Annotated in this window: 23 protein-coding genes; 14 read left to right on the top strand and 9 right to left on the bottom strand. The window is 60.6% G+C overall.

Annotation, left to right across the window (positions count from 1 at the left end):
* The first annotated feature begins 238 nt into the window (after positions 1-238).
* Positions 239-1,903 (top strand): energy-dependent translational throttle protein EttA, encoded by a 1,665-nt coding sequence (ettA, locus tag Q5H92_RS21510; RefSeq protein ID WP_305013625.1) that lies wholly within the window; start codon positions 239-241, stop codon positions 1,901-1,903.
* 74 nt (positions 1,904-1,977) lie between these two features.
* On the opposite strand, the gene Q5H92_RS21505 is transcribed toward ettA, so the two are convergent.
* The 4 genes from Q5H92_RS21505 to panC all read right to left on the bottom strand — a co-directional run bounded on the left by Q5H92_RS21505 (position 1,978) and on the right by panC (position 5,232).
* Positions 1,978-2,655: a zinc metallopeptidase gene (locus Q5H92_RS21505; protein WP_305013624.1), complete on the bottom strand. Its 678-nt coding sequence runs from the start codon at positions 2,653-2,655 to the stop codon at positions 1,978-1,980.
* A gap of 27 nt (positions 2,656-2,682) precedes the next feature.
* The gene (gene rfaE2 / locus Q5H92_RS21500; RefSeq protein ID WP_305013623.1) at positions 2,683-3,162 is read right to left on the bottom strand and encodes a D-glycero-beta-D-manno-heptose 1-phosphate adenylyltransferase; all 480 of its coding nucleotides are present in this window, start codon (positions 3,160-3,162) and stop codon (positions 2,683-2,685) included.
* Positions 3,163-3,246: 84 nt separating this feature from the next.
* A complete protein-coding gene (locus Q5H92_RS21495; RefSeq protein WP_305013622.1) occupies positions 3,247-4,293 on the bottom strand; it encodes a lysylphosphatidylglycerol synthase transmembrane domain-containing protein in 1,047 nt (348 codons plus the stop codon).
* A 93-nt stretch (positions 4,294-4,386) separates the two neighbouring features.
* Entirely contained in the window at positions 4,387-5,232 is an 846-nt protein-coding gene (gene panC / locus Q5H92_RS21490) for a pantoate--beta-alanine ligase (protein ID WP_305013621.1), read from the bottom strand.
* Between the two features lie 118 nt (positions 5,233-5,350).
* Between panC and Q5H92_RS21485 the strand changes: the two genes are divergently transcribed.
* From Q5H92_RS21485 to Q5H92_RS21450, 9 genes are all read left to right on the top strand, one after another.
* Positions 5,351-6,163, top strand: a complete 813-nt coding sequence (locus Q5H92_RS21485) for a glycogen/starch synthase (protein WP_305013620.1) — start codon at positions 5,351-5,353, stop codon at positions 6,161-6,163.
* Positions 6,147-7,700 (top strand): DUF4270 family protein, encoded by a 1,554-nt coding sequence (locus tag Q5H92_RS21480; RefSeq protein ID WP_305013619.1) that lies wholly within the window; start codon positions 6,147-6,149, stop codon positions 7,698-7,700. The genes Q5H92_RS21485 and Q5H92_RS21480 overlap by 17 nt, the downstream gene beginning before the upstream one ends.
* 89 nt (positions 7,701-7,789) lie before the next feature.
* A complete protein-coding gene (gene glmS / locus Q5H92_RS21475) occupies positions 7,790-9,625 on the top strand; it encodes a glutamine--fructose-6-phosphate transaminase (isomerizing) (protein ID WP_305013618.1) in 1,836 nt (611 codons plus the stop codon).
* 133 nt (positions 9,626-9,758) lie between these two features.
* A complete protein-coding gene (locus Q5H92_RS21470) occupies positions 9,759-10,142 on the top strand; it encodes a RidA family protein (RefSeq protein ID WP_305013617.1) in 384 nt (127 codons plus the stop codon).
* Positions 10,143-10,201: 59 nt separating this feature from the next.
* Entirely contained in the window at positions 10,202-10,393 is a 192-nt protein-coding gene (locus tag Q5H92_RS21465; RefSeq protein WP_305013616.1) for a hypothetical protein, read from the top strand.
* Between the two features lie 145 nt (positions 10,394-10,538).
* Complete coding sequence (gene gltX / locus Q5H92_RS21460) at positions 10,539-12,089, top strand: glutamate--tRNA ligase (protein ID WP_305013615.1); 1,551 nt, start codon at positions 10,539-10,541, stop codon at positions 12,087-12,089.
* Between the two features lie 124 nt (positions 12,090-12,213).
* A complete protein-coding gene (locus Q5H92_RS21455) occupies positions 12,214-13,161 on the top strand; it encodes an FG-GAP-like repeat-containing protein (protein WP_305013614.1) in 948 nt (315 codons plus the stop codon).
* The gene (locus Q5H92_RS26725; RefSeq protein ID WP_369811171.1) at positions 13,043-13,363 is read left to right on the top strand and encodes a T9SS type A sorting domain-containing protein; all 321 of its coding nucleotides are present in this window, start codon (positions 13,043-13,045) and stop codon (positions 13,361-13,363) included. Before Q5H92_RS21455 ends, Q5H92_RS26725 begins: the two co-directional genes overlap by 119 nt.
* Positions 13,364-13,475: 112 nt before the next feature.
* Positions 13,476-13,871, top strand: coding sequence for a hypothetical protein (locus Q5H92_RS21450; protein ID WP_305013613.1), 396 nt, complete (start codon positions 13,476-13,478; stop codon positions 13,869-13,871).
* A gap of 12 nt (positions 13,872-13,883) precedes the next feature.
* On the opposite strand, the gene Q5H92_RS21445 is transcribed toward Q5H92_RS21450, so the two are convergent.
* On the bottom strand, positions 13,884-14,492 hold the full coding sequence (locus Q5H92_RS21445) for a toxin-antitoxin system YwqK family antitoxin (RefSeq protein ID WP_305013612.1): 609 nt from the start codon (positions 14,490-14,492) through the stop codon (positions 13,884-13,886).
* 153 nt (positions 14,493-14,645) lie between these two features.
* On the opposite strand from Q5H92_RS21445, the gene Q5H92_RS21440 reads away from it, so the two are divergent.
* Complete coding sequence (locus Q5H92_RS21440) at positions 14,646-15,428, top strand: TIGR00266 family protein (RefSeq protein ID WP_305013611.1); 783 nt, start codon at positions 14,646-14,648, stop codon at positions 15,426-15,428.
* A gap of 64 nt (positions 15,429-15,492) precedes the next feature.
* Here the strand turns inward: Q5H92_RS21440 and Q5H92_RS21435 are convergent, their stop codons facing one another.
* The 3 genes from Q5H92_RS21435 to lptB form a co-directional block, all read right to left on the bottom strand.
* Positions 15,493-15,702 (bottom strand): hypothetical protein, encoded by a 210-nt coding sequence (locus tag Q5H92_RS21435; RefSeq protein WP_305013610.1) that lies wholly within the window; start codon positions 15,700-15,702, stop codon positions 15,493-15,495.
* Positions 15,703-15,846: 144 nt separating this feature from the next.
* Positions 15,847-17,400: a GH3 auxin-responsive promoter family protein gene (locus Q5H92_RS21430; protein ID WP_305013609.1), complete on the bottom strand. Its 1,554-nt coding sequence runs from the start codon at positions 17,398-17,400 to the stop codon at positions 15,847-15,849.
* A 156-nt stretch (positions 17,401-17,556) separates the two neighbouring features.
* Complete coding sequence (gene lptB, locus Q5H92_RS21425) at positions 17,557-18,288, bottom strand: LPS export ABC transporter ATP-binding protein (RefSeq protein ID WP_305013608.1); 732 nt, start codon at positions 18,286-18,288, stop codon at positions 17,557-17,559.
* 152 nt (positions 18,289-18,440) lie between these two features.
* Between lptB and Q5H92_RS21420 the strand changes: the two genes are divergently transcribed.
* The 3 genes from Q5H92_RS21420 (at position 18,441) to Q5H92_RS21410 (ending at position 21,851) form a co-directional block, all read left to right on the top strand.
* Complete coding sequence (locus Q5H92_RS21420; RefSeq protein ID WP_305013607.1) at positions 18,441-19,769, top strand: OmpP1/FadL family transporter; 1,329 nt, start codon at positions 18,441-18,443, stop codon at positions 19,767-19,769.
* 31 nt (positions 19,770-19,800) lie between these two features.
* Positions 19,801-21,183, top strand: a complete 1,383-nt coding sequence (locus tag Q5H92_RS21415) for an SGNH/GDSL hydrolase family protein (RefSeq protein ID WP_305013606.1) — start codon at positions 19,801-19,803, stop codon at positions 21,181-21,183.
* A gap of 197 nt (positions 21,184-21,380) precedes the next feature.
* Positions 21,381-21,851 (top strand): lipocalin family protein, encoded by a 471-nt coding sequence (locus Q5H92_RS21410; protein WP_305013605.1) that lies wholly within the window; start codon positions 21,381-21,383, stop codon positions 21,849-21,851.
* 54 nt (positions 21,852-21,905) lie between these two features.
* Here Q5H92_RS21410 and Q5H92_RS21405 read toward each other — a convergent pair whose 3' ends face one another.
* Positions 21,906-22,871: a YpdA family putative bacillithiol disulfide reductase gene (locus Q5H92_RS21405; RefSeq protein WP_305013604.1), complete on the bottom strand. Its 966-nt coding sequence runs from the start codon at positions 22,869-22,871 to the stop codon at positions 21,906-21,908.
* Between the last annotated feature and the right edge of the window lie 115 nt (positions 22,872-22,986).

Raw genomic sequence — 22,986 nt, 5'->3', positions numbered from 1 at the left:
GCAGAAGGGGTTAAAAAGGGGTGGTGCTGCTGGAACGTGGGCCGGGAAGGGACTACAAGTTTACGTGAAAAACGTGATGAAAAGATGTAGCAGCAAGGAAACGTGGCCGAAACCCCGGCTCAACGGCTGAGCCCGGCCGGCCACCGGCGCGCAAATGCCGCCGGCCGGCGCATGGCCCGCAAGCCGGGTTTGTCGTTCTTTGCGTCCGAAATTCGTCCATTAGCCCCTTCCCAATCCCATGAGCGACCAGACCATCATCTTCAGCATGGCCGGCGTGAGTAAGATTTACCCACCCCAGAAGCAAGTTCTCAAAAATATCTATCTCTCGTTTTTCTACGGCGCCAAAATCGGCGTGCTCGGCCTCAATGGCTCGGGTAAGTCGAGCCTGCTGAAAATCATTGCCGGCGTCGACAAGCAGTTTCAGGGCGAAGTGGTGTTTTCGCCCGGCTATTCGGTGGGCTACCTGGAGCAGGAGCCCCAGCTCGACCCCACCAAAACCGTGCGCGAGGTGGTGGAAGAAGGCGCCGCCGAAACCGTGGCCCTGCTGAAGGAATACGACGAAATCAACGAAGCCTTCGGGGCCGAAGATGCCGACTTCGACAAGCTGCTTGACCGCCAGGGCAAGGTGCAGGAGCGGCTGGACCAGCTCGACGCCTGGAACCTCGACACCAAGCTGGAGCGCGCCATGGACGCCCTGCGCACGCCGCCCGAAGAAGCCCTCATCGGCAATCTCTCGGGCGGCGAGAAACGCCGCGTGGCGCTGTGCCGCCTGCTGCTGCAGGAGCCGGACGTGCTGCTGCTCGACGAACCCACCAACCACCTCGACGCCGAAAGCGTGTACTGGCTGGAGCAGCACTTGCAGCAGTACAAGGGCACGGTCATCGCCGTGACGCACGACCGGTACTTCCTCGACAACGTGGCGGGCTGGATTCTGGAGCTGGACCGCGGCTCGGGCATTCCGTGGAAGGGCAACTATTCATCGTGGCTGGAGCAGAAAACCGACCGCCTGGCCAAGGAGGAAAACCAGGAAAGCAAGCGCGCCAAAACCCTGCAGCGCGAGCTGGAATGGGTGCGGATGTCACCCAAAGCCCGCCAGAGCAAGGGCAAGGCCCGCCTGGCCAACTACGACAAGCTGGCCAGCGAAGAAGCCAAGGACAAGGAGCAGAAACTGGAGCTGTTCATTCCGGACGGCCCGCGCCTGGGGGCGCAGGTGATTGAGGCCGAGGGCATCACCAAGTCGTTCGGCGACAAGCTGCTGTTTGAGAACCTGAGCTTTTCGCTCCCGCAGGGCGGCATCGTGGGCATCATCGGGCCGAACGGCGCGGGCAAAACCACGCTCTTCCGCCTCATCACCGACCAATTGCAGCCCGACGCGGGCACGTTTGAGGTGGGCCCCACGGTGCAGACGGCCTATATCGACCAGCAGCACGACACGCTCGACGGCAGCAAGTCGGTGTTCGACACCATCACGGGCGGCACCGAAACCATGCTGCTGGCCGGCCGCCCGGTGAACTCGCGCGCCTACGTGAGCAAGTTCAACTTCGGCGGCGGCGACCAGGAGAAGAAGGTGGGCACGCTCTCGGGCGGCGAGAAAAACCGCGTGCACCTGGCCATGACGCTGAAGCAAGGCGCCAACCTACTGCTGCTCGATGAGCCCACCAACGACCTGGACGTGAACGCCATCCGGGCCCTAGAAGACGCGCTGGAAAACTTCGCCGGCTGCGCCGTCATCATCAGCCACGACCGGTGGTTTCTGGACCGGCTGGCTACGCACATCCTGGCCTTCGAGGGCGACTCGGAGGTGGTGTGGTTCGAGGGTAACTTCTCGGACTATGAGGAAGCCAAGCGCAAGCGCCTGGGCGACGTGGAGCCGAAGCGCGTGCGGTACAAGAAGCTGGGGTAATCGCCACCCTTTTTGCACAAAAAAGCCGCCTCTTTCGGGGCGGCTTTTTTTATGAGGTATTATAAGCAACGACGTTAATTGCGCCGGCTACCACTCATGAAAATGCTCACGTAGTACAGCAGTGTAGCCAACGAACTGATGGCCGCCACTACGTACGTCATGGCCGCCCACCAGAGGGCATCTTTGGCCATAGCATGCTCCTGCACAGTCACCACGCCGCGCTTGTCCATCCAGGCCAGGGCCCGGCGCGAGGCGTCGAATTCGACGGGCAGCGTCACAAACGAAAACAGGGTGGTGAGCGAAAACAGCACAATGCCCACGCCCAGCGGAATCAGTGAGCGGTTAATCAGGAACACGCCGGCGAGCAGAATCCACGGCATATAGGTGGAAACGGCACTCAAGGCCGGCACCATGGCCGAGCGAAATTGCAGCATGGAGTAGGCGGTGGCGTGCTGCACGGCGTGGCCGCATTCGTGGGCCGCAATAGCGGCAGCGGCGGCGCTACGCTCGGCGTACACGCCCTCGCTCAGGTTCACGGTTTTGTCGGTGGGATTGTAGTGGTCGGTGAGGCGGCCCTCGGTGCTGATGATGCGCACGTCGGTGATGCCGTGGTCGGCCAGCATGAGCTCGGCAATCTGCGCCCCGGACAAGTTGGCATGCAGGCCCACGTGGGCGTATTGCTTGAACTTGCTGCGCAGACGCCACTGAATGCCCCAACTAACGAGCATCAGCAAAATCAACAGAAAATACATGGCTGAAAAAGAAAAAAGTGAGAACGGCTAGGGAGTGTGCAAAATGCGCTCCACGATGCGCGAGGTGCTATACCCCGGCACCAATGGCACGGTTAGCACCTGCCCGCCCCTGTTCAACACCAACTCATGCCCCACAATTCCGTCGATGGCATAGTCGTCGCCCTTCACCAGCACATCGGGCTGCACCAGTTCGATGAGGGCCAGCGGCGTAGGCTCGCCGAAGAGCACCACGGCATCCACAAAGGCCAGCGAGGCCAGAATCCGGGCCCGCGCGTCCTCGTCCTGAATGGGCCGGCCGGGCTTAAGGGCGCCCACCGAAGCGTCGGTGTTCAACCCCACCACCAGGGCGTCGCCCAGGTGCCGGGCCTGCTCTAAGTAGTCGACGTGGCCGAGGTGCAGCAAATCGAAACACCCGTTGGTGAACACCACCTTGCGGCCCTGTTCGCGCCAGGCGGCCACAGTGGCGGGCAGTTGCTCCCGGGTCAGGATTTTATCTTTCGTCCACATGCGGTAAAACGGTAAATGAGTAAGTGAGCAAATGTGCGAACAGCAGGAGAAGCAAAGAATTTACACACCTGTTCATTTACCATTTTACTCACTGGTAAGCGGCTCATCGGCCAGGGCTTCGGCTTCGGTCAGCACGCTGCCCTTGTCGGCGGCGGCTACGGCCACGAAGCTGATGCCGCCCATGAGCACCACCAGCAGCGTCTGGGCCCCGTGCACCACCAGCGCATAGGCAATGCCGGCTTCCCGGCTCACCCCATACACCATCAGCACGCCCTGCACCATCACGTGGAACGGCCCAATGCCGCCGGCTACCGGCGCTGCCATGCCAAGCGCCCCAAACGTGAGCACAGCCAAACCGGCGCGCATGTCGAGGTTATACGTTTCGGGAAAGCAGAAGAATGCCAGATAATCCATCAGGTAATACACCACCCAGGTGAAGACCGTATGGAATAAAAACAGCCATTTGTTTTCCAATTTCACCACGCTGAACACGCCCGCCAGCAGGCCTTGCACAAACACAATGGCTTTGTTGAAAATAGCGTTTTGCCGCAGCCGCTCCAGGTTACGAAACAGCGCGAAGCCTGCTACCAACAGCAGCAGCACGCCCACCACAGCTGCGATGAGCAGCGGCGTTCGGTTGCGGGCCACGGCAGCATACTGGTCGCCTAGCACGTGCTCTGTCACAAAGTTCCAGAAGGTGTTGAAATCCAGCAGCAGCAAGCTACCGATAAGGCCCAACAACACCAGCACGTCAATCACCCGCTCCGTCACCACCGTACCAATAGCCACCTGCACCGGCACGCCACTGGTGCGTCGCAGCACCGAGCAGCGAATGACTTCGCCCATACGCGGCAGCACCAGATTAGCTAGATTGCCCACCATGCTGGCGTGGTACACCGCCCAATAAGGCGCCGGATTTTGCGCAGCTTTGAGCTGCATCTGCCAGCGGTAGGCTCGGCTGAAGTAACCCAACACAGAGAGCGTCAGCGTAATGGCCAGCCAGAAGTAGTTGGCCGTGGCAATGTAGTGGCCAATGCGCGACAAGTCCTGCCCCCGCACCGCATACCACATCAGTGCGCCCGAGATGCTGAGCAGCAGCGCGTATTTAAGAATGTTGAATACCGTTTTCAATAGAAAGTCGAACAAATAGAAGCTGGCGCCGAAGGCAAAATCCCGGCAAAGGTAAAACGACTTACGCCCCGCCCCGCCAGCTTCTTCCCGTCCTTATTCCACCACCACGTTATCAATCAGGCGCACGCCGCCTAGGTGGGCGGCCAGGCACAGCACCACGGCCCGGCCGGGGGCGTAGGCAGCCAGCGGCTGCAGGGTCTGGGCGTCGGCCACTTCCACGTATTCGGGGGTCAGCAGCGGTTCGCGGGCCAGCGTGGCTTCGGCGGCGGCACGCACTTGGGCCGGGGGCACGCCCTGGCGCACCTGGGCAGCGGCGGCGGCCAGCACTTGGTGCAGCAGCGGCGCCACGGCCCGGGCCGGGCCGTCGAGCCGCCGGTTGCGCGACGACATGGCCAACCCGTCGGCCTCCCGGATGGTGGGGCACGTCACGATTTCCAGGTCGAACGACAAGTCGGCCACCAGTTGCCGGATGATGGCCACCTGCTGCCAGTCCTTCTGTCCAAAATAAGCGCGGTGCGGACAGGCCATGTGGAACAATTTGCTCACCACCGTGGCCACGCCGTTGAAATGGCCGGGCCGGTGCGCCCCTTCCATCACCCGCTCCAGCTCGCCAAAATCGAAGCGCAGCACGGTAGGCTGAGGGTACATTTCCTCCACCGAGGGCACGAACAAAGCCGTGCAGCCGGCCGGCGCCAGCAGGGCCGCGTCGGCTTCCGGCACGCGCGGGTAGAGGCGGAAATCCTCGGCGTTGTTGAACTGCGTGGGGTTGACAAAAATGGTGGCTACCACCTCGTTGCATTCGGCGCGGGCGGCTTGCACCAGCTGCAGGTGCCCATCGTGCAGGGCGCCCATGGTGGGCACCAAGCCCACGCGCTGCCCCGTCTGGCGGGCGTGTTCGGTGAAGGCGTGCAACGCGGCGGCGGTATTGAGTATCTGCATAAAGAAAGGAGGCAACTGGAGCGGCCCCCGGAGTAGGTTTTATTGATTTTCCGCTCAAAATTGTTTAATTTTGTGCACCCATAGTATGGCCTTGTCCCATTCTCTTCAATAATCCCTTATGTCGAAGCTACGAATCCTCTACGCGGCCACCGAAATTGACCCGTTTCTGCAGACCACGAAAGTGGCTGAAATGCTCCGGCGCCTACCCGCCAGCATGCAGGAGATGGGCTGCGAAATTCGCATTTTCGTGCCCCGTTTCGGCATTATCAACGAACGCAAAAATAGATTGCACGAAGTAGTGCGCCTCTCGGGCATCAACATCGCCGTGGGCGACGACGAAAAGCCCTTGGTGATTAAAGTGGCTTCTATCCCGACGGCCAAGCTGCAGGTGTACTTTATCGACAACGAAGATTATTTCCACCGCAAGTCGGCTTTGGTCGACAAAAATGACAAATTCTACGCCGACAACGACGAGCGCGCCATCTTCTTTTGCAAAGGTGTGCTCGAGACGGTGAAGAAGCTGGGCTGGTCGCCCAACATTGTGCATTGCTCCGACTGGATGACCGGTTTGATTCCGCTCTACCTGAAAACGACCTACAAGAAAGACCCGGTGTTCAAGGATGCCAAGTCGGTGTTCTCGATTTACAACAACGAGTTCGACGACAAATTTGAGGGCAACATTCTGGAAAAAGCGAAGATGCTTGACATCGACGACCAGATGCTGGCTTCGCTGAAAACCGCCGATTTCAGCGGTTTCATCAAAATGGGCATGGAGTATGCTGACACTGTGGTGCGGTCCGACGAGGACTTCAGCGAAAACATGAACGGCATGTTTCACGAATACGCCCTCCACAACAAGCTCAGCCAGGTAGCTACCGATGAAAACCTGCACTCCTCTTACCTAGCGCTGTACAATGAATTGGCTAACTAGCCGCTGTGCTCCCCTCGTTGCCGTAGCCGCTGTGGCGGTGCTCGCCGGCTGCGACAAGGGCACCGACCTGAACGTGGACCTGCCCGAAACAACGGCCGTCAACACTTCCTACAAAGACATTCCGCTGGAAGTGGCCACCGTGCGCCTTTCGCCAGTGCAAACCCTCAAAGCCGACCATTTTATGGTGGGGCGTCTGGCCGATAACGTGGCCGGCACCACCGTTGCCGGCACGTACTCCAACGTCGTCGACGCGGGCGGCATCAACACCATCATTACGGCGACCGGCGGCATTCCGACCGATTCGCTGCCTTCGCTGTACACCACCACCCGCTTGGATTCGGTGGTGCTTGTGGCCGGGTTCGACCGGGTGTACGGCAGCACGTCGGCGCCGGTAAGCTTTGATGTTTTCAAGCTGGCCGCGCCGCTCGACGAGCGACAGGCCGGCTACGACAGCAGCACGCCGGCCGCGCTCGACCTGACGCCGCAGGGCCGGTTGGGCCAGAACCTGACCAGCCGGCTCGACCGGACGCAGACGCAAGTGGTGACAGCCGCTGTGGCGGCCACGGCGACCACGACGGGCACTCCCGCTGTGACCACCACCGTGCCCGACCCAACGGTGCGGCTGGTGCTACAGCGCACGGCCGCGCCCGCCAGCGGCACTCGCCCGCCCGTCAGCGCCGTGCCCTCACAGTTTGCCACCGACTTGTTTGCCCAACTTAAGGCGCCCGGCTTCTCGCAGGCCAAGCTCGATGCGGCCCTCAAGGGCATTGCCATTCTGCCCAACGTCAACCACACGGGCAGCCTAGTGAGCTTCAGCAAAGGCTACAAATCGCGCATTGTGGTGTATTACCACGCCGCCGATACCCTGAAGCGCGTGTATTCCATCTACTTCGGCCCTGCTTATAGTGGCCTCGGGCTGCCCTCCTCGCGCGACCCTCGCTACTACACCACGGTCGACAACACGTTGCCGAACCCGCTAGCAGCTTTGGCCACTCGTTCCGGCGCGGTATCTGCGGCGGCGCTGAGCGGCACCAGCTACGCGCAGGAAGGCACGGGCCTAGCCACGCGCGTGACTCTGCAGGGCCGCGTGACGCTGAAGTCGCTGACCCAGTCCACCGACACCAGCGGCGTGGTCATCAACCGGGCCGAGCTGATTGTGCCCATCAAGCCATACACGAACGTGCTGTACACCAACCCCAGCCAGTTGTACGCGCTGGAAGTAGACGCCAACAACGCGGTGCTGCAGCGCACCATCAACTATTTGCCGGTCGACCGGGTGGTGCAGGCCGATGGCCAGAGCCCCGTTGGCACGGGCTACCCGGCGACCGGCCTGCTCACCAACGCGGCAGCTCAGTCTTACTACACCATTCCGGTAACTTCGTACCTGCAAAACTACCTGTATAACGACCCGGCGGCGAACCCGAAGTATCTGGTGCTGACTCCCAGCATCCGGTCGTCCGGTACGCTGTCGCTCAACCGGGCAGCCTTGGATGCCACCAACATCCGCCTGCGCGTGTACTACTCGCGGAAGCGCTAATACCTTTCATCTGCGGTACTGCTTAAGGTCTGACTTACGTTTTTGACCTCTCTGATTATCAATATTTTTCGAATTTAACCCTTCCTGCCATGTGCGGCATTGTTGCTTACTTGGGCCATCGTGAGGCCTGCCCCATCATTCTCAAAGGTCTTCACCGCCTCGAATACCGCGGCTACGATTCTGCTGGCGTCGCGCTGCTCAACGGTGACCTGACGGTCTATAAGAAGAAAGGCAAAGTCGCCGACCTAGAATCGTTTATCAGCGCGAAGGATACGCACGCCAACGTGGGCATGGGCCACACCCGCTGGGCCACCCACGGCGAGCCCAACGACGAGAATGCCCACCCGCATTACTCCACATCGGAGCGCATTGCCATCATTCACAACGGCATCATTGAGAACTACGCGGCGCTGAAAACCCACTTGCAGCAGCAGGGCCACACGTTCCATTCCGACACGGACACGGAGGTTTTCGTGAACCTGATTGAGGAGATTCAGAAGCAGAATAGCTGCTCGCTGGAGGAAGCCGTGCGCCTGGCGCTGCACGAAGTGGTGGGTGCCTACGCCATTGTGGTGCTCAGCAAGGACGCTCCCAACCAGCTCATCGCTGCTCGCAAGGGCTCGCCGATGGTGATTGGCATTGGCGACGGCGAGTTTTTCATTGCCTCCGATGCTACGCCCATCATTGAATACACCAACGAAGTAGTGTACGTGAACGACTACGAAATCGTGGTCATTCGCGATGGCCAGTTGGAAATCCGCTCGAAAGAGGACGTGAGCCAGACGCCTTACATCCAGAAGCTGGAGATGGAGCTCGACAGCATTGAGAAAGGTGGTTATCCTCACTTCATGCTGAAGGAGATTTTTGAGCAGCCTCGCTCCATTCTTGATTCGATGCGCGGCCGCCTGGAACTGGGCGCCAGCCACCTCAACATGGGCGGCATCCGGGCCTACGAGCAGAAATTTATCAACGCCCAGCGCATCATCATCGTGGCCTGCGGCACGAGCTGGCACGCTGGCTTGGTGGCCGAGTACCTTATTGAGGACTTGGCCCGCATTCCGGTAGAAGTGGAATATGCGTCGGAGTTCCGCTACCGCAACCCCATTATCACGGAGCGCGACATCGTGATTGCCATTTCGCAGAGCGGTGAAACGGCCGATACGCTGGCCGCCATCGAACTGGCCAAAAGCAAGGGCGCGACCATTTTCGGCGTGTGCAACGTGGTGGGCAGCAGTATTGCCCGCGCCACCGACGCCGGTGCCTATACCCACGCCGGCCCCGAAATCGGCGTAGCTTCCACCAAAGCCTTCACGGCCCAGGTGACGGTGCTCACACTGCTGGCCATGATTATGGGTCAGAAACGCGGCACCATCACCGACACCAAGCTGCGCGAGCTGATGGTGGAGCTGGACACCATTCCGGCCAAAGTGACCAAGGCCCTAGAGCTGGATGCCCAGATTCAGGAAATTGCCGAGGAGTTCAAGGATGCCACCAACTTCCTGTACCTGGGCCGGGGCTACAACTTCCCCGTAGCGCTGGAAGGCGCACTCAAGCTCAAGGAAATCAGCTACATTCATGCCGAGGGCTACCCGGCCGCTGAAATGAAGCACGGCCCTATTGCCCTGATTGACGAGAACATGCCGATGGTGGTGATTGCCACCCGCGACAGCTCGTACGAGAAGGTGGTGAGCAACATTCAGGAAGTGAAGGCCCGCAAAGGCCGCATCATCGCCGTCGTGAGCGAGGGCGACAAGGTGATTCCGGCCATGGCCGAGTACGTGATTGAAGTGCCTCACACCAGCGAAGTGCTGATGCCGCTGGTATCGGTGATTCCGTTGCAGCTGCTGAGCTACCACATTGCCGTGCTGCGCGGCTGCAACGTGGACCAGCCCCGCAACCTGGCCAAATCGGTAACGGTAGAGTAGTGGTGAGTTGTGAGATAGTGAAATGGTGAGCTTTTAACGCTTGCCCCAAAAAAGCCGCTTCTGGAAACAGGGGCGGCTTTTCGCGTTATTTGCGGCGACAAACTCACCATCTCACCCTTCACTGTTTCACCGTATGCCTCACCAAATTATCCTTACCGACCAGGCCCCGGCCCCCATCGGCCCTTATTCGCAAGCCGTGAAGGCGGGCAACACCGTTTATGTTTCGGGCCAGATTCCGCTGGACGCCAGCGGGCAGCTTGTGGCGGGCGACATCACAGCCCAGACGCATCAGGTGCTGAAAAACCTGACGGCTATTCTCACCGCGGCGGGCCTCACGCTGGCCGACGTGGTGAAGTGCAGCATCTTTGTGAAGGACCTCGGCGACTTCGCGGCCATCAACCAGGTGTATGGCTCCTACTTCGACGAGGCCACGGCGCCGGCCCGCGAAACGGTGGAAGTGGCTCGCCTGCCACGCGACGTGCAGGTGGAAATTTCGTGCATTGCCGTGGGCGCATAATATCCGGGGCAGGGCAGGCGTTGGGAAGCATTCATTTCCAACCCCTAACCCCTGCTCGCATGAAAGAACTTGGACTCGGACTGCTCATCATTGGGCTCATTTCACTGGTACTGCCCCTCATTAACCCCAACCTCCACTACGTTTTCCTGACCTGGATTGAGCAATGGGGCCCGACCATAGCCTGGGCTATCCGAGGCGGCATCACGCTGCTGGGGCTGGTGCTCTGGCTGGGCTTCAGGAACCGGGACTAATTATCATTTAACATTTAACAGCCGTTCGACTTGCTCTTGATGGTCAGGCCGAACGGCTGTTAAATGTTAAATGATAATTGTTAAATGATAAATGACCCCGACCTTTGCAGCGCGTTCCGAACTCCGGGGCGCGCTTTTTTCCGTTATGACTGAAAGAGAAGTTCGGGTGCGTTTCGCTCCCTCGCCCACCGGCCCGCTGCACATTGGCGGCGTGCGCACGGCCCTGTATAACTACCTGCTGGCCCGCAAGCTGGGCGGCAAGATGCTCCTCCGCATCGAAGACACCGACCAAAACCGCTTCGTGCCGGGCGCTGAGGAGTACATCCTCGAAGCCCTGGCCTGGTGCGGCATCGTGATTGACGAAGGCCAGGGCGTGGGCGGCCCCCACGGCCCCTACAAGCAGAGCGAGCGTAAGCCCATGTACAAGCAGTACGCCGACCAGCTCATCGCCGACGGCCACGCCTACTACGCCTTCGACACGGCCGAGGAGCTGGACGCCATGCGCGCCCGCTTGCAGGCCGCCAAGGTGCCCAACCCGCAGTACAACAGCATCACCCGCGCTCAGATGCGCAACTCCCTCACCCTGCCCGAGGACGAGGTGAAGGCCCTGCTTGATGGCGGCGCGCAGTACGTTATTCGTCTAAAAGTACCTCGTAAAGAAGAAGTTCGCTTTCAGGACTTGATTCGCGGCTGGGTGGTGGTGCATTCCTCGGCCATTGACGACAAGGTGCTGATGAAGTCGGACGGCATGCCGACCTACCATCTGGCTAACATCGTGGACGACCATTTGATGGAAATCTCGCACGTCATCCGGGGCGAGGAGTGGCTGCCCTCGGCGCCGCTGCACGTGCTGCTCTACCGCTACCTGGGCTGGGAAAGCACCATGCCCCAGTTTGCCCACTTGCCCCTGCTGCTCAAGCCCGACGGCACCGGCAAACTCAGCAAGCGCGACGGCGACCGCCTGGGCTTCCCCGTGTTCCCGCTGGAATGGCATGGCACCGACGCTGAAACCGGCGAAGCCACCATCAGCCGCGGCTACCGCGAAGACGGCTACCTGCCCGAGGCGCTGGTAAACTTCCTGGCTTTCTTGGGCTGGAACCCCGGCACGCAGCAGGAGATTTTCTCGATGGACGAGTTGATTCAGGCCTTCTCGATTGAGCGCGTGAGCAAGTCGCCGGCCAAGTTCGACCAGAACAAGGTGAAGTGGTTCAACGAGCACTACCTGCGCGCCAAGTCCAACGCCGAGCTGGCGCCCTACCTGCTGCAGGCCCTGCACGAGCACGCCATTGTGTGCAGCCAGGAGAAAGCCGAGCAGATTGTGGGCGTGATGAAGGAGCGAGTGAGCTTCCCGAACGACTTCTGGCAGGAAGCCAAGTACTTCTTCCAGGCCCCCACGGAGTACGATGAAACCGTGGTGAGCAAGAAGTGGAACGCCGCCGTGGCCGCCGCCCTCACGGCTTACGCCGAAGCATTGCCCACGGCGCCCGAAGTATCGGCTGAAGGCCTGAAAACACTGTTCAACGACACCATGGCGGCCCAGGGCCTCAAGCCCGGCCAGGTGTTGCAGGCCCTGCGCGTGGCTGTGACGGGCGCCGCCGCCGGCCCCGACCTGTTCGAGACGCTCGTGATTCTGGGCGTGCCGGAAGTGACCGAGCGCCTGCGCACAGCCGTGGCTACGCTGCCCGCTGCGGCTTAATTTTAGTCGTTTTTACTTATCAAAAGGCCCGTCGGGCATCACTCGTATACAACGAGTGATGCCCGACGGGCCTTTTGCTGTTTTCTGCATAATCGTAATATGAACTACACTATAGGCATATTTTTTGACGTTTTCAGGACTGATTTACAATCCTTTTCCTTTCCAAAACCCTTTCATTATCTCCCATTTTGTACGCCTTTTTGTACCGATTTCTTTGAGTTTGCTGCCCGGACTGGCCATGGCTCAGCTGTCCGTTACGGCTACCACACCAGCTGTCAATCAGCTTGGTTTGCTACCAAACGCAACGGTTAGCGCTGCATTCAATCAGGCTCTAGCCAGCAGTTCGGTCAACGCGCTGAAAGTTCATTCGATGCAACGCGGTGGCATGCGCTCAAGCCGTGCGGGCTCGGTGGCGGCCAACGGCAACGCGCTGGTTTTTACGCCTACCTATTCCTTTAGTCCAGGAGAACTCATTTCAGTCACCGCCACCACGGCGGCCGGAAACACCGCCGGGCTGGCCCTCTCCCGCCCCTACGTATGGCAATTCGGGGCGGGGGTTTCGGGTCCGGGCCGTGGGTATTTCAGCACCGGATATGACCCAACCCTGTTCAAGGGCTCTTTTGCGTTGGTAGCGGGCGACGTTGACAACGACGGCGACTTAGATATGCTGTCGGCCAACATTAGCCGTCGATGCGTCGACGTTTGTTTCAACAACGGTAGCGGCATATTTTCGCTGGCACCGGCAAATCCGTCTCCCACTGTGCGGCCTGACCCTTGCGGCTTGGCCATAGGCGACCTAGACAACGACGGCGACCTGGATATCGTGGTCAACACCAACAACATTGCCTTGATGGTCAACAACGGACAAGGATTTTTCGCCGGAACCGCCAATTATTCAATTCCCATTTCCAATGGTTGCGGAGGCAATATTTCGCTGAGTGATTTAGATGGCGATGGCGACCTGGATTTCCTTGGCCCCAATGCGGGCGGCGGCGCCTTCATTCGTTTTAATGGCAACCTGGCGCTGGCGGCCCCCCCCCGCAACCCAAGCCGCGCAAGGCTTGGTGGTTAGCCCCAATCCGGTTCAGTCGGTGCTTCGGGTAACGGGATTGTCGGCCCAGTCCCCGATTTGTCTTTTCGACGCAGCCGGCCGGTTGGTCTATACCCGGCCCTATCCCGGCGAATCCGCCGTCCTGACCCTGCCGGCTGAGCTGGCCCGGGGCTTTTACATACTTCGCTCGGGGACGCATAGCCAGCGGCTACTGCTGGAATAGTGGCTGCCCGTGGCGTGGTGCGGTGCACGTTTAGACCGCCGGCTGCCACCTCATGGCAGGTTTTCGCGTAGAGCTCAGAAACACCTTTCGTCCGCTCCTGCCTTTCTCCATCATGGCCAAGAAACCTGTCAAGCCCAAGAAATCCGCTGTCGACCCCGACAAAAAAGCCCGCGTGCACAAAGAGCTGGAAGGCTTCGAGATTGGCGTGAACCCGCTGGGCGAAATTACCTCCAACTATAGCATCGAGCAGATAAACCAGTTTCTGGGCCGCCACGTGCGCGACAAAAAGCTTGTGGACCGCGCCGGCCAGTTTGGCGAAAAGCCGGCCCCCGACGAATCGGAGGACGAAGCATTCCCCATTGCCGATGCCGAGCACAACCCCGAGCCAGAAGAATCCGACGAGGACTTCATGAAGCGCACCAGCCGCGAGGCCAAGCGCAAAAAATCAGTAGAAGACCCCGACAAAGAAGCCGCCGAAACGCGCAGCGAGCTACCGGCCGACGAGTAGAACGCGCCTGACCTACAGCGTATTGATAACGCCAGTACGCAAGCCTTTTTCGTAGGTTTCGACCTTGAAAAGCTGGCCGTTCTGGTAGATTTCGGTGCGTGTGTTTCGGTTGCCTTCGTACGTTTCGACGCGGGAGAGCTGGCCGTTTTCGTACTTTTCGGCGCGCGTGATGGTGCCGTCGGTATAGGTTTGCACGTCGGTGATTTGGCCGGCGGGCGTGTAGCTCGTCCACTGGCCATACCAGTAGAAGCGCGGGACCCGGCCCTTGCCGGTCACCCACTGGGCCGAGCCTTTGCGGGCCATCTGGCCGTCAGGGTGCCAGTAGGTCACCTCGCACAGGCCGTCTTTCTGGTATTGTTCGGTATGGTCGAGTTGGCCCGTGGGGCTGTAGTAGTTGAAGGTGCGGATGGGCCGGCCGTGGCGGTAGCGGCCCGTGGTGAATGGCTGCTTTTTGCCGTCGTCGTAGTAAGTGCGCCAGCGGCCGTTTTCGCGGCCGTGGCCATCGAAGTGGTTGGGGCGCCAGAAGCCGCGCCGGCCGTATTGACTGGATGGCTTTGAGCTGGCGCAGGCGCCTAGCAAGGCGGTGAGGCCGCACAATAGCAGCAAGCGGGAAAGACGCATAAGCTGAAGGGGTTGAGTTTAACTATAAATTTAGTTGAAACACTTTGCTAACGCAAGCTCCTCGAAATATTGTTCGGCTGAGGCATAAGTTTTTTCGGTGCCACTTCGAGCCCGCTCCTATCTTTGGCAGCACCAACCCTTTCCTTCTGCGCCATGCAATCCCACGACGTTGACTACCGCATTCTCGGCTCCGACATTCAGGTGCTGGAAATTGAGCTCGACCCCAACGAAACCGTCATTGCCGAGGCCGGGGCCATGGTGTACATGGAAGAAGGCATCGCGTTTGAAACCAAGATGGGCGACGGCTCCGAGCCCGACCAGGGCTTTATGGGCAAGCTATTTTCGGCCGGCACCCGCCTCATCACCGGTGAGTCGTTGTTTCTCACGCACTTCACCCACCGCGGCGGCTACGGCAAAAGCCGGGTGGCGTTTTCGGCGCCTTATCCCGGTACTATCATTCCCATTAACTTAGGCGAGATGCCCGCCGGCCTCATTGTGCAGAAAGACGGCTTTCTGGCGGCGGCCCGGGGCACCAAAATCAGCTTGCACTTCAACCAGAAATTCGGGGCCGGCTTATTTGGCGGCGAAGGCTTTATCCTGCAGAAGCTTACCGGCGACGGCAAGGCGTTTGTACACGCCGGCGGCACCATTATTGAGAAACGACTAAATAACGAATTGTTGCGCGTGGACACCGGCTGCGTGGTGGCCTTCGAGCCCGGCATTGATTTCAGCGTGGCCCGGGCCGGCGGCCTCAAATCGATGATATTTGGTGGCGAAGGCCTGCTACTGGCCACCCTGCGCGGCACCGGCCGCGTCTGGATACAGTCGATGCCCGTTAAAAAGCTGATTCAGGCGCTGGCGCCGTCTGGCGGCAATGCGCGGAAAGAAAGCGGCTCCGTACTAGGCGGGCTGCTTGGAGGCGTGCTGGACGAGTAAAACCAAGGCTGGCCCAGAGCCGGCATCGATGTTGCCTATCCTACCTTGGCGAAGCTGGCGGGGCCTACAGGCCGGTTTCGCCCATGCCCTGCACGGCAAACGCTACGGCCACGGCAAGAAGCAGCGCCACGCCAACGCCGACGCGCATCAAGAATTTAACGTCTTTCGATTCGTCGTGCTTGCGACGGTCTCTTTCCCGGCGCTGACTGCGCGATTTGTAAGGACGTTTATACGCCGATTTACGTGCCGACGGAATTTGAGTAACATTGGACATAGGCAGGAATATTACGGTAATATTACTACATATCCGTTAATTCCGTTGCTTGCGTGAAAAGGCATTCGGCGAAATATGCCATTTCCCTCGGCCAAAGCTCATTTTCATTCTGCAAAAATAGTTGGTGCATTCAGCAGCAAGCGCTTATCCGCTCTGCCTGACGACCTGCGTGGCCGCCCGCAGCACCGCTTCCAGTACCTCCCGGGTGTTGAGCAGACGCGGCACTTTGTGCTGCCCGCCCAGCTTGCCCTGCCCGGCCAGCCATGCCTCAAACGTGCCCGCGGGCACGGCGCGCAGTTGCGGCGGCGCCAGGGCCAGGCTGCGGTGGCGCTTGGCCGCGTAGTCCGAATTGAGCTCGCAGAGCGTGGCATCGAGCACAGCCCCAAAACGGTCCAAATCGGGCCGGGCCGGGGCCGAAGCAAACTCCACGGCCCACTCGTGGCCCCCGCGCGAGGCCGCATCGCCGGCCGCGAACCAAACGGGGGCGGCCGTGAAGTCGCGTACGGCCACACCGGTGGCCTGGCTGGCGGCGGCCACGGCGGCTTCGGCGTTTTCAATCACCACTTCTTCGCCGAAAGCATTGAGAAAGTGCTTGGTACGCCCCGTGATGCGCACCCGGTAGGGCGCCCGCGAGGTGAAGCGCACGGTGTCGCCCACCAGGTAGCGCCACAGCCCGGCGTTGGTGCTGATGACCAGCGCATATGGCCGGTTTAGCTCCACTTCGGCCAGTGGCACGGGCTGGGGGTGAACGGTGTTCCACTGGTCGGCGGGCAGGAATTCGTAGTAGATGCCGTGGTCGAGCAGCAGCAGCAGGTCTTCGCTGTCGGGCTGGTCCTGCAGGGCGAAGTAACCCTCGGAGGCGTTGTAGATTTCGAGGTAGCGCATGCGCGCATCGGGAATAAGCTGGCGGAACAGCTCGCGGTAGGGGCCGAAGGCCACGGCGCCGTGCAGAAACAGCCGCAGTTGCGGCCACACCTGCATGATGTTGTCGGCGCCGGCCAGGGCCACCACGCGGCGCAGCAGCACCACCATCCAGGTGGGCACGCCGGCCAGCACGCGCACGTCCTGGCGCAGCACGTGGTGGGCAATGCGCTCGATTTTTTCCTCCCACTCATCAAGCAGCGCCAGGTGCAGCGGGGGCGTGCGCAGCCCCTCGGCCCAGCCCGGCAGCTGCGCCATGATGACGGCTGACACATCGCCGGTGCGCGAGGCCGGCTCCTGTGGCCGGAATGGGTTGGCGGTGTGCGCCCCGCCCAATGAGAGCGTTTTGCCAGCTAGTAGCCGCTCTTCGGGGTATAAGTACGTGCTCAGGGCCAGCATGTCGCGGCCGGCGCGGTAGTGGCAGTCGTGCAGCGCCTCAGTCGTGACGGGGATGAACTTGCTGCGGGCGTTGGTGGTGCCGCTGCTTTTGGCAAACCAACGCGGCCGGCCGGGCCACAGCACATCAGGCTGCCCGCGCAGCACCTTTTCCAGCTCGGGGTACAGCTCTTCGTAGGTGCTCACGGGTACGCGGCGGCCAAACTCGGCGGCCGTTGGGCGCTCGCGGTAGCCGTAACGCTGGCCCCACTCGGTGGCTTGGGCTTGGCGCAATAAGTGGGCCAGCAGCTGGCTTTGCAACTTTTCCGGCTGCTCGCGCACGCGGGCCAGCCGGGACAGGCTGCTCCATTGAACGGCGCGGGCAAGGAGTTGGTCAAGCATGGGATGAAAGGACAGCCGGATGCAAAAGAACGTCATGCCGAGCGTAGCCGAGGCATCTCGCGTAGAGTAGCAACTCAATCGTTGAAGAAGAGAATTACTGCAGCACACGAGATGCCTCGGCTACGCTCGGCATGACGTTCTGTGAATCAGATTGCGCTACACGTTGCGCTTGAGCTCGAAATTCTTGCCCAGGTACACGCGGCGCACGGTTTCGTCGCTGGCCAGCTCTTCGGCGGTGCCGGCTTTCAGCAGCTTGCCCTCGAAGAGCAGATAGGCGCGGTCCACGATGCTGAGGGTGGAGTTGACGTCATGGTCGGTGATGAGCACGCCGATGCCGCGGTGTTTGAGCTTGGCCACGATGCCCTGGATTTCTTCGGTGGCGATGGGGTCGACGCCAGCGAAGGGCTCGTCGAGGAGTACGAACTTGGGGTCGACGGCCAGCGCCCGGGCGATTTCGGTGCGGCGGCGCTCGCCGCCGCTCAGCACCTTGCCCAGGTTTTTGCGCACGTGGCCCAGGCTAAATTCTTCGAGCATTTCCTCCACCTTGGCCTGGCGGGCGTCCTTCTTCATGCTGGTCATCTCGAGCACGGCCATGATGTTTTCCTCCACGCTCAGGTCGCGGAACACGCTGGCTTCCTGGGCCAGGTAGCCCACGCCCAGCCGCGCCCGCTGGTAGATGGGCATGGTCGTGATTTCGGTGGTATCCAGGAAGATGCGGCCGGAGTTGGGCTTCACCATGCCCACCATCATGTAGAAGCAGGTGGTTTTGCCAGCGCCGTTGGGCCCGAGCAGGCCCACGATTTCGCCCTGCTCCACGGTTACCGACATGTCGTTGACGACGGTGCGGGCTTTGTATTTTTTAACCAGGTGGTCGGCGCGAAGAATCATGCGGGCAAAGGTACGGGTTGGGACGAAGGGAAGAATAATTGGTTCCAAACGATTGAACGCCCCAAAATATTCGGCAAGCCTAACATTTGGGTTGATTTTTTCCGTTACTTTTAACCCCTAAATCACACCCACCCCAAATCTTTACTTTTAATATGACGGTTAAAACACTACTCCTTGCGGGGGGCACGCTGCTGGTCAGCGCGTCGGCTGCATCGGCCAGCGGCTTTCAGGTGAACCTCGGCGGGCAGAAAAACATCGGCATGGGCGGCGTCGGAGTAGCCCTGACGCTGGACCAGGCCGCCATGTTCTACAACCCCGGCGCCCTGGCCATGGTGCGCGACAACGGCGTGCAGGTGGGCTTCAACGCTGCCCTGGCCCGCAACGCCTTCATTCCCGAAAGCGGGGGCGGCCAGAGCACGCTCGATAACAAGCTCGTGACGCCCGCCAACTTCTACGCCGCCTTCGGCCCGAAGGAAGGCAAGTGGAAAATCGGCATCGGCGCCTACACGCCCTTCGGCAGCGAGCTGCACTACAATAAGAACTGGGAAGGCCGCTACAGCCTGACCGACATCAACTTGCGCTCCATTTTCGCGCAGCTCACGGCCTCCTTCGCCATCACGCCGCAGCTGAGCGTGGGCGCAGGCCTGGTGATGCTGGCCTACGGCGACGTGGACCTGCAGAAAGACGTGCCCCTCACGGCCCAGACCGGCGCCCCCACGCCCCACGTCACCCTCAACGGCAAAGCCAAGCAGAGCTTCGGCTACAATGCCGGCATCTACTTCAAGCCCAGCGATAAACTGAGCGTGGGCGTGAGCTACCGCTCGCAGGTGGACGCCAAGATTGAGAACGGCGACGTGCGCCTGCGCGACGTGATTTACTCGACCGGCGGCAACTTCACGGCCACCAATTTCTCGGCCACCCTGCCCTTGCCGGCCACCGCCAGCGTGGGCGTGGCGGTGATGCCCAACGAGAAGCTGACGATTTCGGCCGACGCCAACCTGGTGTTTTGGAGCGCCTACCGGACGCTGGACTTCACCTTCAGCGGTAACAACGGCTACGGCGACCGCGCCGCTACCGCCACCACGCCGGCCGTGGTGGGCACGCCCGGCCTGCTGGGCGGCAGCACCACATCGTCGGCCAAGCGCTACTATCAGGACGCGCTGGCGTTCCGCCTCGGCGGCCAGTACAAAGTGACCGATGGCCTGACGGTGCGCGCCGGTGGCTTCTACGACATGGCGGCCGTGAAGGACGGCTACATCAGCCCCGAAACCCCTGATGCCGACCGCATTGGCCTGACGGCCGGCGCTTCCTACGAGTTCGGCAAGCGCTTCGGCATCGATGCGTCGTTCCTGTTCGAGGACTTCCTGAAGCGCAGCCAGAGCCAGAGCGACCTGCTGAACAACGGCACCACCGACCGCGTGGCCGGCACTTACAAAACGACCATTGCTGTTCCCGGCGTGGGGCTGTACGTTAAATTCTAATTCCCACCGGCTTCCTGACTGACGCACAACCATGACTTTCTCTCCTAAATATTCTTTGCCGGCCCTGGCCCTGTTGGGCCTGACGCTGGGCAGCTGCCAGCCCGAGCTGGACGATAACCGCCCCACTGCCGACGCCGGCCAGCTGAATTTCAGCAGCTACGTGGCCGTGGGCAACTCCCTCACCTCGGGCTACTCCGATGGCGGCCTCTACAACGAGGTGCAGGCCGTTTCGTACCCCGCCATTCTGGCCCAGCAGTTTGCCAAAACCGGCAAAGGCCCAGCCAGCTTCGTGCAGCCCGCTTTCTCGGCCGCCAAAAAAGATGGCTCGGGCTACGTGAAGCTGCAGCTGGTGAACGGTGCCGCTGTTCCTGTGCAGCCCTCTGCCGCCAACAACTACCTGGGCGAGCAGGTGGCTTACACCGGCACCAATGCCGCATTTCCCACCGAGCTGGAGGCCTACACCGGCGCGCAGCCCGACAACCTAGGCGTGCCCGGCATCTCGGTGCTGAGCGCCGACAAAACCGCCTCCTCGACTGGCAACGCCGTCGTGGATGCCCAGACGCGCGGCGCTGCCGCCGCGTATGGCTCGCTCAACAACTTTTACCAGCGCCTGCTGCCGGCAGCCGACCGCACCTCGAAGGACTACGTGACCTACATCGGTCAGAAAACGCCCACGTTCTTCTCGTGCTGGATGGGCAACAACGACGTACTGACTTATGCCACGGCCGGCGGCGTAGCCTCGGCTACCAACCCCTTCAGCGGCCTGACGGACACCACCAGCTTCGGCAAGGGCTACCGCAACATCATCGCCGCCATTTCCAAGAATGGCACGGTGAAAGGCGTGTGCGCCAATATTCCCAATGTGACGAATATTCCGTACTTCAACACGGTGACGGTGACGGCAGTAGCAGCCGCTTTCAAAGCGGCCAACGCGGCTTCGCCGGGCGTGTTTATTACGACGGGCACAGCCACCGCGCCGGTGATTCGCCTCGCTACCTCGGCCGATTTGCTCACGCTGACCGCACAGGGGGTAGTGGCCACGGGCGCCGGCTCGACGCCCACCAACCCCGTGCCGAACCAGTACGTGCTGGACGCTACGGAAATCACCACCGTTGTGAACCGCACCACCCAACTTAACGCCATCATCGCCAAAACGGCCCGTCAGAACAAGCTGGCCCTGGCCGACATGAACACGTTCTTCAACAGCATTGCCTCGCAAGGCATCGTGACCAATGCCGTGAATAACACGGCCACGTTTGCTTCGGGCAACCTGTTCAGCCTTGACGGTGTGCACCCCACGCCCCGCGGCTACGCGGTGGTGGCAAACGAATTCATCCGCGTTATCAATGCTTACTACGGCTCGATGGTGCCACAAGTGGCCCCGAACGATTACCGCGGCGTGCTGTTCCCGTAATGCATTCTATTTAAGAATACTAAACCTAAAAAAGGTCCTTTGCCGCGATGGCAAAGGACCTTTTTTTGTTCTTTCACATTTATATTTTTTAGTTAAACACTTATAATTAGATAATCTAAATATATTTGCTTTAAGCCGACTTCACTGTTGCGCTGTTGCGCTGCCGTCATTCACTCCCACCCTTCTATATCCATCTTATGAAAAAGTCGTACTCGTATTTTGCCGCCGTAGCGTTGGGCCTGCTCACATTGGGCTGCAGCAAAACCAAGGAAACTCCGGCTCCTTCCAAAACCGACCTGCTGTCGGATAAAAACTGGATTGTGTCGGCCGAAACGGTCAGCCCCGGCGTGGTAGTGGCGGGGGCAACCATCACCGATGTGTACGGCCAATTTCAGTCGTGCCAGAAGGATGACTTCATTCGCTTCGAAAAGCCTAACGTGTTCAAGGACGACGAGGGGGCGGTGAAATGCACCCAGACCGACCCGCAAACCACCACTGGCACCTGGGTATTCAATTCCGACCAGACCATCATTACCATTACGCCCCAGGGCGGCTCGCCGCAAAGCCTCAACATTCAGGAACTGACGGATTCTTCACTCAAAATCACCACCAGCGCCGTGCAAAACAACGTAAACTACACGTTTACTATCACTTATCGGAAGGGGTAACCAGAAACCAGACCTAACCTGCCAAAGCCCCTCCAGCGGCAAGGCTTTGGCAGGCTAGCGCATAAGGCCGTTGAGGTGAGCAGCAATGAGCTGGGCGTGGTGCCGGCCGTTTTCGATGAACCAGCGGCTGGTGGCGCGCCCGCCGCACACGGTGCCGGCCACGAACACGCCGGGCCGGGTGGTCTGGTGCGTAGTGGGGTCGAAGAGCGGGGCGCGGGCTTCGTCGTCCGGGTCGGGCTCGACGCCGAGGCGGCCGAGTAAGGCTTCGTCGGGGTGGTAGCCGGTGAGGGCGTACACGAAATCGGTGGGAATGGTGCGTGGGCCGTCGGGCATGAGGACTTCGACCGCTTCGGGGGTAATGGCCGTGACGGTGGTGTTGAAGTGCGCCGTGATGCGGCCCTCGGCAATGCGGTTGACGAGGTCGGGCCGAATCCAGTATTTCACAGAATTGCTGATTTCCGGGCCGCGCACGATGAGCGTGACCCGGGCACCGGCGCGGGTCATTTGAAGCGCGGCTTTAGCCGAAGAATTTTTGGCCCCGATGACGACGACGTTTTGCAGGACATGCTGGTAAGGCTCTTTGTAGTAATGACTTACGTGGGGCAGGTCTTCGCCGGGCACGCCGAGCGGGTTGGGCAGGTCGTAGAAGCCGGTGGCCACGATGACGTTGCGAGTCGGAATTTCGCCTTTGTCGGTGGTGACGGTGAAATTGCCCTGCTCGCCGTTCAGACTCAGCACCGTTTCGTGCAGGCGGATGGCCAGCTTTTCGCTCCGGGCCACGCGCTGATAGTAGTCGAGGGCGTCTTCGCGCAGGGGCTTGTAGTGGGCCGTGGGAAAGGGGTAGCCGCCGATTTCAAGCAGGTCGGGCGTGGAGAAAAACTCCATGTTGGTGGGGTAGCCCACGATGGAATTGACCAGCGCGCCCTTCTCCACGATGGTGGAGCTGAGGCCCTTGCGCTGGCATTCGAGGGCGCAGGCCAGGCCCACGGGGCCGGCCCCGATGATGAGAACGTCGAGCATGATGGTGGGGCGGGCTTCAGCCCGCCGGAAATTGAATGTAAGACCACGGCTGCCAGCCCGCAGGCCGAGAGCAATGTAAGCGGGGCTAACTTTGCACGGCGGGCTGAAGCCCGCC

It is taken from the genome of Hymenobacter mellowenesis (assembly GCF_030581005.1).
Taxonomy (GTDB): Bacteria; Bacteroidota; Bacteroidia; order Cytophagales; family Hymenobacteraceae; genus Hymenobacter; species Hymenobacter mellowenesis.
The sequence above is the reverse complement of the archived record's forward strand: the minus strand, read 5'-3'. Positions and strand labels throughout refer to the sequence as shown.